Raw genomic sequence first — 14325 nt, forward strand, 5'->3', positions numbered from 1 at the left:
TTTTGGCACGCAAGTTCAAAGAAACATCGTTTCTCTAAATCTTTGCAGTGCAAGTATTTGGCTTAGCCAGACACTTACACCTATCGGTTATTTGGTCTGTTAAAGAGCGGTGCTGACTGGCTTGTTTCGTTTGCGTCGTCAGCTGAGGAGGCGAACTATACCCAGACAGACAAAGGGCGTCAACACTTACCTCGCAATAAACTGCAAGTATTTGCTTAAGGTGTTGATTTGCAACGGCTACGAAAAGCAAAAAAGTTGGCCGCAGGCGGCCAATTTTTGATTTATCACATTTCTAGCGCCATCAGGACTTCTTCAGCTTGGCAAACGCCGCCGCCATGGCACCGCCGCCTAGGTCGGCAGGCGCCTGCTGCGGTCTGCCACCCTGGCGGCGCGGCTCGCTGCGCGGCGCACCGCTATTGCGGGCGGCTGTACCGACTTCGTCATCCAGGCGCATGGTGAGGGCAATACGCTTGCGCGGCACATCCACTTCCAGCACTTTGACCTTTACCACATCGCCCGCCTTCACCACTTTGCGCGGGTCATCGATGAATTTACTGGACAGTGCCGAGATATGCACCAGGCCGTCCTGATGCACACCGATATCGACAAACGCACCGAAGTTGGCCACGTTGGTGACCACGCCTTCCAGAATCATGCCGGGCTGCAGATCTTTGATGTCCTCGACACCATCCTGGAAGGTGGCGGTCTTGAACTCGGGGCGCGGGTCGCGGCCGGGCTTGTCCAACTCCTTCAGAATATCCATCACCGTTGGCAAGCCGAAACGCTCGTCAGTGTAATCTGCCGGGCGTAGCGCTTTGATAAAAGCAGAGTCACCCATGATCTGTTTTACCGGGCGGCCGGTCTTGGCCACGATCTTCTCCACTACCGGATAGGCCTCCGGGTGTACCGATGATGCATCCAGCGGGTTGTCACCGTTGCCGATGCGCAAGAAACCCGCTGCTTGCTCGAAGGTTTTCTCACCCAGACGGCTGACCTTGAGCAGCTCACGGCGCGATTTGAAGGCGCCGTTGGCGTCACGATGCGCCACGATGTTGGCCGCCAGCGTGCTGTTGAGGCCGGAGATGCGGGTCAGCAAAGGCACCGACGCCATATTGACGTCCACCCCTACCGCGTTCACGCAATCCTCCACCACGGCGTCCAGGCTGCGCGCCAGCTGGCTTTGGTTCACGTCGTGCTGGTATTGGCCCACACCGATGGATTTCGGGTCGATCTTGACCAGCTCGGCCAGCGGGTCTTGCAGGCGGCGGGCGATGGACACTGCGCCACGCAGGCTGACATCCAGGTCGGGGAACTCTTTGGCCGCCAGCTCGGAGGCGGAGTACACCGACGCACCGGCTTCGCTTACCACAATCTTGGTCATGCCCAGCTGCGGGAAGGCCTTGATGACATCCTGCGCCAGCTTGTCGGTTTCGCGGCTGGCGGTGCCGTTACCGATGGCAATCAGGTCTACCTGGTGGCGGTGCGCCAGCGCACCCAGGATAGCGATGGAACGCTCCCAGTCGCGGCGCGGCTCGTGCGGATAGATGGTAGTGGTTTCCAGCAGCTTGCCGGTATTGTCCACCACGGCCACCTTGACGCCGGTACGCAAGCCGGGGTCCAGACCCAGCGTAGCGCGCGGGCCGGCCGGTGCAGCCAACAGCAGGTCTTTGAGGTTGGCCGCAAATACCTTGATGGAATCTGCATCGGCCGCATCCTTCAGGCGCGACACCAGCTCCAGCTCCAGTGACAGGAAGATTTTGGCGCGCCAGCACAGGCGCACGCCGTCCAGCAGCCATTTATCAGCGGGGCGGCCGGCGTCCTTGATACCAAAGCGCGCGGCAATCAGCTCTTCATAAGCCGAACGCTGGGTGATGGGCGTTTCGTCCGGCTGGTATTTCAGTGCCACGCTGAGTACACCCTCGTTACGGCCACGCAGCAGCGCCAGCGCGCGATGGGAGGGCGTGGTCTTGATGGCTTCGCGATGATTGAAGTAATCGGCGAATTTGGCGCCCTCTTGCTCCTTGCCCGCCACCACGCTGCCGGCCAGCTCGCCTTCGTTCCACAGTTTTTCGCGCAGCTGGCCTAGCAACTCGGCGTCTTCGGCAAAGCGCTCGATCAGAATTGCACGCGCCCCATCCAGTGCCGCCTTGGCATCTTCTACACCTTTGGCACTGTCGATATACGCAGCGGCAACTTGCTCTGGCTGCTGCGAAGGGTCGGCCAGCAGGCTGTCGGCCAATGGCTCCAGGCCGGCTTCACGGGCGATTTGCGCCTTGGTGCGGCGCTTGGGCTTGTACGGCAGGTACAAGTCTTCCAGCTGGGTCTTGTTATCGCTGCCGTACAGTGCGGCCTCCAGCTGCGGGGTAAGCTTGCCCTGCTCGGCGATGCTCTTGAGGATGGTATCGCGTCTATCGTCCAGCTCGCGCAGATACACCAGGCGCTCGGCCAGCAGGCGCAGCTGGGTATCGTCCAGGCCACCGGTCACTTCTTTACGGTAGCGGGCGATAAACGGAACGGTAGCACCTTCGTCGATAAGATTGACGGTGGCGGTGACCTGGGCCTCGCGCACGGCGAGCTCTGCCGCAAGGCGGCTGGCGATACTTTTCAACATGCTGTTCTTGTTCTTGCGGGAAAACGGAAGCCGCTACTGTAACGGCATACACCGGAAAATCAAGGCCGACAGGGGCGCGCAGCCGCATCACCATAAAAAACGGCAGCCATACAGGCTGCCGTCATGACAATGCAAGGCGGTTTACAGCGGCTGCGGGCCGAGCAGCCAGGCTTGCGCTTCTTCAATCGTTTCAAAGTATTGCGCTCGGGCATGGGTGAGCAAGCCGGACAAATGCGTAGCCAGATTCACCCACACATCGTCGGCCACGATGGCAAAGCGGCCAAAATCGTTTTCGTGGGCGCGCATGAAGCGCACCTCTTCCAGCGCCATGTCCAGCGTGAAGTCTTTCATACCGGACAGATCCAGCAATACATCCGGCTGGCCTTGCTCGGCCGCACGCTTGAGCAGCGCCTGCTCCAGCAGCTTGAAATCCGCCAGGGTGAACTCGTTGAAAAGCGCTACATCCAGGCCATAATCCTGCTCGCGAATGGAAATCATGCTGTTGCTCCTTGTACTACGACACCTTGCCCCCTTGCGCCCTGCCCTGTGCCGGCGCGGCCCGGTGCCTGTTGATTTAGTCAATTTTCATTCTAGCGCCGGCTGGCCAGAATGCCGCTGAGAATAATCAAACTCATGGCGGCCAGCTCTTGCCAACCCAGCCAGTGCTGCCATAGCAAGGCGCCGAACAGCGCGGAAAAGGCTACTGTCAGATAAGACAAATTGGCCACCAGCAGCTTGCGGCCCACCTTGTAGGCGCGCGTCATGGCCAGCTGCGCCACCATGGCACTCACCCCCAGGCCCAATACCCATGGTACGTTGGCCGCAGTCAGCGGGTGCCAGGTTTGAAACTGCATCAGCAACAAGCCGCCCAGGGTGGAAATCAGGGCAAAGTAAAATACCGTGCGCCACTCGGCCTCACCGGCCTGCCCCAGCTCGCGCACATGCAGGTAGGACCAACCCGCCAGCAAACCGGACAGCAAACCCAGCACGCCGGACAACCAGCCCAGCTCGTGCCAGGTTGGCCGCAATAGCCATACCACGCCGGCAAAGCCCAGCGCCATGGCCAGCACGCCAACCCGTGGCAAGCGCTCACCCAACAGCAGCACAGACAGCAAGGCCAGGAACATGGGCGAGGTGTAATTCAGCGTGACCGCCGTGGCTAGCGGCAAATGGCTGATGGCATAGAAATAGCAAAGCAAAGACACGTAGCCGAGCATGCCGCGCTTGAGATGCTGGCCCAGCAAAGGCGTAGCAAAACGCTGCCGGCGCAGCAAGGCCGCACCACCCAGCACCAGCACGGCAAATGCCGTTCGCCAGAACACCAGCTCCACCGTACCCAGCGTGGCCGCAGCCAGCTTCACGAACACCCCCATGGCACCAAAACTGGCTGCCGCCAACACCATCCACCACGCACCGCCCACTACGAACCCTTCGCGGCCAACATGCCGCAGCCAATAATCATCAACATGCCCAGTACCGCACTGGCCGATAGCAGCTGGCCACCAAATACCACGCCCAATAGCGCGGAAAACACCACAGTGAGGTAGGCCAGGCTGGACACCACAAATTTGCGGCCTTCTTTATAGGCGCGCGTCATCGCCAGCTGCCCCAGCAAACCCAACAGCCCTACCCCCAGCAAGGCCGACAGGTCAGACAGACCCAGCGGAGTAAAACCACCTTGCAGCATGACCCAAGCCAGACCGCACACGGTAGACAAAAAATACAGCCAGAACACCGTCACACCGGGGCGCTCGCCCAGCTCACCCAGCTCGCGCACATGGAACAGCGCCAAGCCGGCCCCCGCACCGGAAAGCAGGCCGACCAAGCCGGGCAGCCACTGCCCGGCATGAAAGGTTGGCCGCAAGATCAGCACGATGCCGACAAAGCCCAGCAGCAGCGCCAGCTTCACCCGCTGCGACAAGCGCTCGCCGCGCAGCAGCACGCAGCACACGGCAAAAGACAGCGAGGAGGTGTAGTTCAAAGTCACCGCAGTGGCCAGCGGCAGCCGGGTCAGCGCATAAAACAGCATGGCCATGGATAAATAGCCGGCAATACTGCGGCGAAAGTGCGCAGGCCAATGCACGGTAGCCACGCCCTCGTGCCCCAGCGCCACCGGTACCAGCAATACCGCCAGGCCAATGGCGGTACGGTAGAACAGGATCTCGATCGCCCCTATATGCTGACTGGCCATGGCGGCCAGCATACTCATGCCGGCAAAACTGGCCGCCGCCACCACCATCCAGGCCGAGCCCAAGCGTGCAAACCAGCCAGACATGGCACTACCCCTTGGCAGAGACAGGGCGCACGCTCAGCCCCAGGCAGATATCGGCAAAAGCACGGCGGTAGCGGTGATACTCGGACGCATTGGCCACGCACTCGGCGTACACGCCTTGCTTGCCATCCTGCTGCACCACTTTCAGATGCTGGCGCACAATCCACAAGCCGCTTTGCACGTACTCGCCCTCGCGGTACTCCAGCACCAGGCGCCCGGCTTTGCGGTCCAGCTGGGCGCGAATCGCTGCCTCACGCGCTCCTTGTGCCTTCTTGTGCCGTGCGGCCAACTTGTCTAGTGCAGCACCAGCACGCAAACGCTCGCGCCACACGGTCACCGCTACACCGCTGCGCTCGCGGTCTTCCATCTGCGGTGGCAGCACACGCAAGCCTCCCCCGGGGGCGGGGCGTACCTTCCAGCCATCGGGCACAGACAGAGTCACCCCCAGGCCGGCGTGGCGATAAGGTGCAGCGTGCGATACAAGGGGAAAGGAGAGCAGAATGGCCAACAAGGGCCAGCAACGGCAGGCAGGCATAGGCAGGAATGGGCAAGCAAAAAGGCGCGGATATCCGCGCCTTGGTATTGTGCCGCATAAGACGGTGTATTAGCCAGCCAGATGTTCGCCCATCAAACGACGGTAAAACTCGTGGAAGTGCTGCATGCCGTCTTCGGTAGGCGACTGATACGGGCCGACTTCGCTTTCGCCACGCAGCCATAGTGCCTTGCGGCCCTCGTGCATGCGCTGGCAAATCTCGTCGTCCTCTACCGCTGTCTCGAAGTAAGCCGCCTGCTCGGCCTCGATGAAATCGGGTTCGAACCAGATGATGTCTTCCGGGTAGTAAAACTCGGTAATCACCGTGCACTTCTCCGGGCCGCGCGGTATCACCACGCTCACCACCAGCACGTGCGGGTACCACTCCACCATGATGTTGGGGTAGTAGGTCAGCCAGATGGCGCCGAATTCCGGCTGCTGGTCAGCGTAACGCTTCAGCACCTCTTCGTGCCACTTGCCGTACACCTTGCTACCGGAGCGCGCCAGGCGGTTTTTCACACCGACAGTCTGCACGTGGTACTGGTCACCCCACTCCCACTTCAGGTCGGCGCAATCTACAAAATTGCCCAGGCCCGGGTGGAACGGGTCAACGTGGTAATCCTCCGAGTACACCTCGATAAAGGTTTTCCAGTTGAAGTCGTACTCGGTGGTAAACGACTTGTGGTAGGCAAAGCCTTCAAACGTCATGTGCTTGGCCACACCCAGCTTTTCCAGGTCGCGCTGCACATTGCGCTTGGCGTCAAACAGCAGGCCATTCCAGCGGGTCAGCTCGGTCTGGTTCAGGTTCAGGCAAGGCGTTTCCGGGAAATGCGGCGCCCCCAGCAGCTTGCCTTCGGCGTCGTAAGTCCAGCCGTGCAGGTTGCACACCATGTGGTTGCCATTGCCACGGCCTTTGTAGATCAGGGCCTGGCGGTGGCGACACACATTGGAAATGAGCTTGATGTCACCATCGACATTTTTCAGCATTTTGCCGTGGCCCTGCCAGTCCAGCGTGTGATAGTCGCCAGCATTGGGCACCATCAGCGCGTGGCCATAGTATTGCGGGGCATCGGCAAACAGGGTTTTTTGCTCCAGCTCGTAATAAGCCGGGTCAAAGTAAGTAAAGACAGGCAACTGCGCAGCAGAAGCTTTGAGCAACTGGGACGAAGCCAGATCAGACATTATTCCCACACCTCCGTGGAAGAAGATATAAGACCAGCCGAATCTCGCTCTTAACGAGTTTACGGAGAGCTATAAAAAACATTGGTAGAACAGGGGCTTTTCCAACCATACCCCAAATGTTCAGGGGCGGGATTGTGGGCCAAATCCCCCCTTGGGGCAAGTATTTTTTGCCCGGGAATTTGTGCCAAGTCAAGGGATTGCAACGCTTAAATTGCGCAAAATGGCGTCTTTGAAAATTTCGCGCAAAAACCCTTTTGCTTTCATGATGTTGTCAGACAAGCCTGAAATACTACCCGGCAACACCCGATAAGGAACTTCCCTATGGTGCAATGCATCACAAACAAGGATAATGCGCCCCCTGCACGGCTGTGGCTGCGCTTAGCAAACCGTGCAAACACTCTATAAAAAGAACACGCAACACCAGCACAGACTCATCCATGATGTCTTACTGCTAACGGATAGAACATGATCACCCACACACTCGTCATCAATTGCGGCAGCTCGTCGCTGAAATTCGCCCTGATCAACGCCCAGACCCAGGACACCACGCTGACTGGCCTGGCAGAGAAACTGGGCATGGCCGGCGCCTGCATCACCTTCAAACAGGCCGGCCAGAAGGTGGAACTGACGCTGGCACAGGGCGACCACGCCGGCGCCATGAAAGCCATCCTGTCCTACCTGGACGAGCGCGCACTGACGGGCAGCATTACGGCTATTGGCCACCGTGTAGTACACGGCGGCGAAAACTTCCACGCCTCCACCCTGATTGACGACAGCGTGCTGGCCGCCATCGAAGACTGCGCACGCCTGGCGCCGCTGCACAACCCGGCCAACCTGCTGGGCATGCGCACCGCACAGGCCTGCTTCCCTGGCCTGCCCCAGGTGGCCGTGTTCGACACTGCCTTCCACCAGACCATGCCGCAGCACGCCTACCTGTACGCCGTACCGATGGCGCTATACCGCGAGCACGGCGTACGCCGCTATGGCTTCCACGGCACCAGCCACCGCTTTGTCGCCGCTGAAGCCGCCCGCATGGCCGGCATCCCACTGGAAAACAGCGCCATTGTCAGCGCCCACCTGGGTAACGGCGCCTCGGTTGCCGCCATCCTGAATGGCCAGTCGGTAGACACCAGCATGGGCCTCACCCCGCTGGAAGGCCTGGTGATGGGCACCCGCTCCGGTGATATCGACCCCGGCCTGTTTGGCTACCTGGCCAGCGCCCTGAATACCGACGTAGACGGCATCACCGCCCTGCTGAACAAGCAGTCCGGCCTGCTGGGCCTGTCCGAGCTGTCCAGCGACTGCCGCGAGCTGGAAGAAGCTGCGGCCAACGGCCACCCGGGTGCGATTATTGCTATGGAAGTATTCTGCTACCGCCTGGCCAAGCAGATCGCCGCCATGGTGGTGGCACTGGGCCGCATTGACGTGCTGCTGTTTACCGGCGGCATCGGCGAGAACTCGCCCTTTGTGCGCGCCAATGTGCTGAACAAGCTGGCCTTCCTGGGCTTTAGCCTGGACGCAGCGGCCAACGATGCCGCCTTCCGCGGCAAGGCCGGCCGCATCAGCCACGCCGACAGCACTACCGCCCTGGTGATCAACACCAATGAAGAGCTGATGATTGCACTGGACACCGCTGCACTGACACAGGGCAAATAAGGAAACCGCATGCACACTTTTCTGATTGCGCCGACCGGTTTTGACGCCGGCCTCACCTCGGTGTCGCTAGGCTTGGTGCGCGCCCTGGAGCAGGACGGCCTGAAAGTAGGCTTCGTCAAACCCATCGCCCAAGGGCTGGACCCGAACGAACCGGAGCGCTCCACGCACTTCGCCCGCGAGCTGTGCCACCTGAACGCCCCGGAGCCACTGCCGATGGAGCGCGCCGAGCACCTGCTCAGCCAGGGCCAGCTGGACCAGCTGATGGAAGAAGTCGTCAGCCTGTACCAGCAAGCCGCGCAAGATGTCGACGTGGTGATTGTGGAGGGCCTGGTACAAGACCAGCAGCACGTATTCACCACCTACATCAACAGCAAGCTGGCCAGCACGCTGCAATGCGACATCATCCTGGTGGGTGCGGCCAACACCCAGCCCAGCCACGAGCTGGCGGAAAAGCTGGAAATCGCCATCCAGGCCTTTGGCAGCCGCAGTCACGCCATTGCCGGCTACATCCTGAACCGGGTGGACAGCGAGCAAAGCATCAAGCAGCTGTCAGCCGAAATTGCCGAATCCAGCCAGCTGATCCAGAAGCGCCGCATTCCGTGCCTGGGCGGCATCCCGCTGGAGCCGGAGCTGATGGCACCGCGCACGCTGGACGTGGCCAACTACCTGAAAGCCAAGCTGCTGCACGCCGGCCAGCTTACCCGCCGCCGCGTGCGCAGCATGTCGGTGATGGCACGCAGCGTGCCGCACATCGTGCACCTGCTCAAACCCGGCGCGCTGATCATCACTCCGGGCGACCGCGAAGACATCATCCTGGCTACCGCCATGGCCACGCTGAACGGCGTGCCACTGGCCGGCTTGCTGCTGACTTGCGACGCCGAGCCGGACGAGCGCATCCAGCAGCTTTGCCACAAGGCGTTCACCAGTGGCCTGCCGGTGCTATCCATTGACACCAACACCCTGGATACCACCACACTGATCGCCGCCATGAGCCGCCAGGTGCCGGCCGACGACCTGGAGCGCATGGAACGCGTGGTGGCGTTTGTCGCCGAGCGCCTGAACACAGCCCAGCTGCAACAGCGCATTGGCCAGACGCGCGAGAAACGCTTGTCCCCGCCTGCCTTCCGCTTCCAGCTGATGGAAAAAGCCCGCCACGCCGCCAAGCGCATTGTGCTGCCGGAAGGCAACGAGCCGCGCACGGTGAAAGCTGCCGCCATCTGCCACGAAAAAGGCATTGCCCACTGCGTGCTGATCGGCGAGCGCGCCGAAATCCTGCAAGTGGCCGAAGCACAAGGCATCAGCCTGCCCGAGGGAGTGGAAATCGTCGAACCGGCCGAGGTACGCAGCCGCTACGTGGCGCCGATGGTCGAGCTGCGCAAGAGCAAGGGCCTGAGCGCCCCGATGGCCGAGCGCCAGCTAGAGGACAATGTGGTGCTGGGCACCATGATGCTGGCGCTGAACGAGGTAGACGGCCTGGTTTCCGGTGCCGTACACACCACGGCCAACACCATCCGCCCCGCCCTGCAGCTGATCAAGACCGCACCGGAGGCCAAACTGGTGTCCAGCGTGTTCTTCATGCTGATGCCGGACCAGGTACTGGTATACGGCGACTGCGCAGTGAACCCGGACCCGAGCGCCGAAGAGCTGGCCGACATTGCCATCCAGTCGGCCGACTCGGCGGCAGCGTTTGGCATCCCGCCGCGCGTGGCCATGATTTCCTACTCTACCGGCAGCTCCGGCAGCGGTGATGACGTAGAGAAAGTACGCGAAGCCACGCGCCTCGCCCGCGAAAAACGCCCCGGCTTGCTGATAGACGGCCCGATGCAGTACGACGCCGCCAGTGTGGAATCGGTGGGCCGCCAGAAAGCACCGGACAGCCCGGTGGCCGGCCGTGCCAACGTGTTCGTGTTCCCCGACCTGAACACCGGCAACACCACCTACAAGGCCGTGCAACGTTCGGCCAACGTGGTGTCTGTGGGGCCAATGCTGCAGGGCCTGCGCAAACCGGTAAACGACCTGTCGCGTGGCGCTTTGGTCGACGACATCGTTTACACCATTGCCCTCACCGCAATACAAGCCGAACAGCTTCACCAACACTAAGGCTACGCCATCATCATTCCGCCCGCACCGGCATCGCCGCTGCGGGCTTTTCCATTTCATTGCACAGCAAAGCTCTCGATAAATTCCGCAAACCAAGCTGGCGCTTGTTCAATTAAAACAACTGTTTTAGCATCAAGAGGAAACCCTTAAAAAAATAACTATACTTTTTAAAGCTGACGCAGCTCAGCACGACACACGAGGATGGAATATGTCGCTTCACACTTTCACAGAGTGGTTTATTTCCGATCAGCTCAGGCAAGTACCAGACAGCCTGATTCGCGCACGCACCGTCGTGAGCGTTGGCTTGCTAGCCGGTACCATTGCACCCCTATTTGCCATCTCGTATTACAAGCTGCACCACGACGCCATGGCGCACGGCATTGTGCTGGGCGGCGTGCTGATGCTGCTGGGCCCGCTCCTGCTCAAACTCACGGGCGCTTTACACACCGTTGCCCAGTACATCATCTTCACCATGTTCGCCATGGTGGCGTGGATGGTGTATGTCAATGGCGGCATCATGTCCACCAGTGTGATGTGGTTTGCCTGCATCCCGTTTGCCGCCATTTTTGTTGGTGGCCGTACCGCAGGTGTGGTGTGGACGCTGCTGACTTTCCTGATGATCGGCCTGATCTTCGGCCTGTCTGCCGCGGGCGACATCCCGCCCACGCCCATCCCGCACGAAGAGCTGCCCAAGCTGCAAGCCAAATCGCTGATCGGCCTGTCACTGGTGGTGCTGGCGCTGGCGCTGGCTTATGACCGCGCCAAAACCCGCACTTTCGAAAAACTGGAAGCCGCCCGCGAAGAAGCCGAGCGCGCCACGGCGGCCATGAAGCAGATGATGGCGCAGGTAACCCGCTCGCTACACGCCGCCGGCACCGAAAGCCGCGGCATCACTACCAGCACCCAGATGATTGCCCACACCATGAGCGAGCAGCGCAAGCGCGCCGACGACATGGTAGGTGCTGCCCAGAACATGGCTGCGGTGACCGCACAAAACGCCAGCCAGTCACAAAGCGCCACCAGCATGGCCATCCACGCCGGCGAAGCGGCCAACGGTGGCGGCCAGGCCATGGACAAAGCCGTAAGCCAGCTAAACCAGGCCGGTGACGTGATCGCGCGTGCCGCAGAGCGCATGGAAGACCTGGGCCAGCGCAGTGCCGAAGTCAGCGGCATCGTACAGCTTATCCGTGACATTGCCGACCAGACCAACCTGCTGGCGCTGAATGCCGCCATCGAGGCCGCGCGCGCCGGCGAAATGGGCCGCGGTTTCGCCGTGGTAGCTGACGAGGTCCGCAAGCTGGCCGAGCGCACACAGCAGGCCACGCTGGATATCGAGTCCAAAATCCGCCTGATCGTAGACGGTACCAACCAGGCCATCGATGCCATCCGCGATGGCAACGCCCAGATGCGCAGCGGCCGTGAAAATACCGTAGATGCCCAGCAACGCCTGACGGGCATCATTCAGGACACGCACCGCCTGATACAGCTGCTGCGTGAGGTGGCACAGGCCGAGGAGTCGCAAAACCAAGGTTTCAGCCGCTTTACCGGCAATATCACGGCAGTAGGCGAAGCCGCCCGCAGCCTGTCTGGCGAAGCAGAAACCATTGCCCAGGCCACCGAGCGCCTGGACAGCCTGATGGCCGAGCTGGACGACAGCGTGAAGCTGTTCAAGGCAGCCGACTAGCAGCACGGCCCCGAAAGACAAAAGCCACGGCGTACGCTCCGTGGCTTTTGTTTTGCGCCTCAAGGTTGGCCGCATGCGGCCAACCCTGGCTTACACGCTCAGGTAAGACGACTGCTTCAGGCCGCGGCAGAACTCGGCAAAGTAGCTGGAGCGCTCTTCCTGGCTCAGCCCCGCCATACGCGCCTTGGACTCGTAGCGGTTGAGAATCTCTTCTGGCGACAGGTGCACGTAGCGCAGCATGTCCTCGATAGTGTCGTGCTCTTCCACGCCCTCGAAAGTCACTTTACCACCTTCACGCACGTAGACGTTCACCGAATCGGTATCGCCGAACAGGTTATGCATATCGCCCAGGATCTCCTGGTAAGCCCCCACCATGAACACGGCGATCAGGTACTCGTCACCTACCTTCACCTCGTGCACCGGCATGCTGTTTTCGATGCTTTGCTGGTCGACGTACTGCTTTACCTTGCCGTCGGAGTCGCAGGTCAGATCCTGCAGCACGGCGCGGCGGGTAGGCTGCTCGTCCAGGCGGTGAATCGGCATGATCGGCAGTACCTGGTCGATGGCCCAGGTATCCGGCAGGCTCTGGAACACCGAGAAGTTGCAGAAATACTTGTCGGCCAGTTTGTCGGTCAGCTCGTCGTATACCTGACGCTGGCTGCGCTGGCTGGCGGTTAGCTGCGCTTGCAGGCGGCGGCACAGTGCGGCGTGTACCTGCTCGGCAATGGCTTTCTCTTTCAGCGTGAGGCGGCCTTCGGCGTACATATCGGACGCTTCGGATACCATATGGCTGGCGCGGTAGTAGGTTTCGGTTACCATCTCCGAGTCGGTCAGGTTCATCAGCTCCACCAGCTTGCGCACCGGGCGCGACATGGCCGACAGATCCTCGATGTGCGGCATGGTATCGGGCAGGCGCTCCACGTCGGTCACGTTTACCAGCAACACCGCGTGGTGCGCGGTCATGGCGCGGCCGGACTCGGACAGGATGCGCGGGTGCGGAATGCCGTTTTCGTCGCAGAACTCGGACAGCATGGACACGATCACACTGGCGTACTCGTCCATGTCGTAGTTGATGGAGCTGGCGTTACGCGAGTGGGTGCCGTCGTAGTCCACGCCCAGGCCACCGCCCACGTCCACGTGATCTACCGGCAGGCCCAGCGCGCGCAGCTCGCCAAAGTAGCGGATGGCTTCGCGGAAGCCGGCGCGGTAGTCGGCGATGTTGGCGATCTGCGAACCCATGTGGAAGTGCATCAGGCGCACATTGTCGCCGTGGCCGGCTGCCACCAGCTTGTCCACTGCCGAGATCAGCTGCGCGGCGGACAGGCCGAACTTGCCCTTCTCGCCACCGGTATCAGCCCACTTGCTGGACGCCAGCGACGACAGGCGCACGCGCAGACCCAGGTTAGCTTTGACGCCCAGCTTGGCGCTTTCCTGGATCAGCAGATCCACTTCGGATTCTTTTTCGATCACCACGAACACTTCGTGGCCCAGACGCTGACCCATCAGCGCCAGACGGATGAAATCGCGGTCTTTGTAGCCATTGCACACAATGGTGCAGCCCTTGGGCGCCAGTGCCAGCACGGCCATCAGCTCCGGCTTGGAGCCGGCTTCCAGGCCGATGGACACGTCCTGGGTCGCGATGATGCTCTTCACCACCGCTTCTTGCTGGTTTACCTTGATTGGATAAATGGCGGTGTAGCGGTTGCCATAATCCTGGCTGGCGATTGCATTATTGAAGGCGTGACACAGGCGGGTAACGCGGTCTTGCAGAATATCGGGGAAACGCACCAGCAGCGGCATGTCCAGGCCACGGTCGCCCAGCGTATGCGCCAGCTCGAACAGATCGATTTCGCGTTGTTGATGTACATTCGGGCGTACTTTTACGCAGCCATTTTCGCCGACATTGAAATAGCCAGCGCCCCAGTGCCGTATGCCATACAGGCTACGGCTATCCGCCACAGTCCAAGCCATGAAAGGATTTCCCTAGTTATGCAATAAATGGAAACTGCTCCTTAGTGCGCGGCTTTCGGGCTGGAAAGCTTCATGTGGGCCTGGGATGTCGGAGCGCGCAGTCGTGCGGCGGGTGCCGCAAAAACGAGCGCGGATTTTAGCAACATCACACAGCTTGACAAGCACAATTTTTGGGCGTTGATTTTAATTAACACCCAGCCTGCCAGACTGCCGCACTCGTGCCGAGCATAACGGTTTCACATGAATGTTTTTTAACCGACACACCCGCATAGCCTAGAAAAACAGGCCACCGGCACGTGCATGATATTCAACACCCG

The 14325-nt window shown here is 60.7% G+C and carries 10 protein-coding genes; 3 read left to right on the forward strand and 7 right to left on the reverse strand.

The features are described 5' to 3' along the window. Positions 1 to 301: 301 nt before the first annotated feature. From PQU95_RS11220 to PQU95_RS11245, 6 genes are all read right to left on the reverse strand, one after another. Positions 302 to 2611, reverse strand: coding sequence for a Tex family protein (locus PQU95_RS11220; protein WP_272752089.1), 2310 nt, complete (start codon positions 2609 to 2611; stop codon positions 302 to 304). A gap of 141 nt (positions 2612 to 2752) precedes the next feature. After that, positions 2753 to 3109, reverse strand: a complete 357-nt coding sequence (locus PQU95_RS11225) for a SpoIIAA family protein (protein WP_272752091.1) — start codon at positions 3107 to 3109, stop codon at positions 2753 to 2755. A gap of 92 nt (positions 3110 to 3201) precedes the next feature. Continuing rightward, positions 3202 to 4014 carry a DMT family transporter gene (locus PQU95_RS11230; protein WP_272752092.1) on the reverse strand — a complete coding sequence of 271 codons (813 nt, stop codon included), beginning with the start codon at positions 4012 to 4014 and terminating at the stop codon, positions 3202 to 3204. A gap of 17 nt (positions 4015 to 4031) precedes the next feature. After that, positions 4032 to 4886 (reverse strand): DMT family transporter, encoded by an 855-nt coding sequence (locus tag PQU95_RS11235; protein WP_272752093.1) that lies wholly within the window; start codon positions 4884 to 4886, stop codon positions 4032 to 4034. Positions 4887 to 4890: 4 nt separating this feature from the next. Then, positions 4891 to 5391: a hypothetical protein gene (locus PQU95_RS11240; RefSeq protein WP_272752094.1), complete on the reverse strand. Its 501-nt coding sequence runs from the start codon at positions 5389 to 5391 to the stop codon at positions 4891 to 4893. A gap of 96 nt (positions 5392 to 5487) precedes the next feature. Then, entirely contained in the window at positions 5488 to 6597 is a 1110-nt protein-coding gene (locus tag PQU95_RS11245; protein ID WP_272752095.1) for an aromatic ring-hydroxylating oxygenase subunit alpha, read from the reverse strand. Positions 6598 to 7062: 465 nt separating this feature from the next. On the opposite strand from PQU95_RS11245, the gene PQU95_RS11250 reads away from it, so the two are divergent. From PQU95_RS11250 to PQU95_RS11260, 3 genes are all read left to right on the forward strand, one after another. Then, a complete protein-coding gene (locus PQU95_RS11250) occupies positions 7063 to 8253 on the forward strand; it encodes an acetate kinase (RefSeq protein ID WP_272752096.1) in 1191 nt (396 codons plus the stop codon). A 9-nt stretch (positions 8254 to 8262) separates the two neighbouring features. Continuing rightward, positions 8263 to 10353 carry a phosphate acetyltransferase gene (pta, locus tag PQU95_RS11255; RefSeq protein ID WP_272752097.1) on the forward strand — a complete coding sequence of 697 codons (2091 nt, stop codon included), beginning with the start codon at positions 8263 to 8265 and terminating at the stop codon, positions 10351 to 10353. A gap of 208 nt (positions 10354 to 10561) precedes the next feature. Beyond that, entirely contained in the window at positions 10562 to 12037 is a 1476-nt protein-coding gene (locus PQU95_RS11260) for a methyl-accepting chemotaxis protein (RefSeq protein WP_272752098.1), read from the forward strand. Positions 12038 to 12127: 90 nt separating this feature from the next. Here the strand turns inward: PQU95_RS11260 and speA are convergent, their stop codons facing one another. Continuing rightward, a complete protein-coding gene (speA, locus tag PQU95_RS11265; RefSeq protein WP_272752099.1) occupies positions 12128 to 14008 on the reverse strand; it encodes an arginine decarboxylase in 1881 nt (626 codons plus the stop codon). Positions 14009 to 14325: the final 317 nt, after the last annotated feature.

The organism is Vogesella aquatica (assembly GCF_028548455.1).
GTDB classification, from domain to species: Bacteria; Pseudomonadota; Gammaproteobacteria; order Burkholderiales; family Chromobacteriaceae; genus Vogesella; species Vogesella aquatica.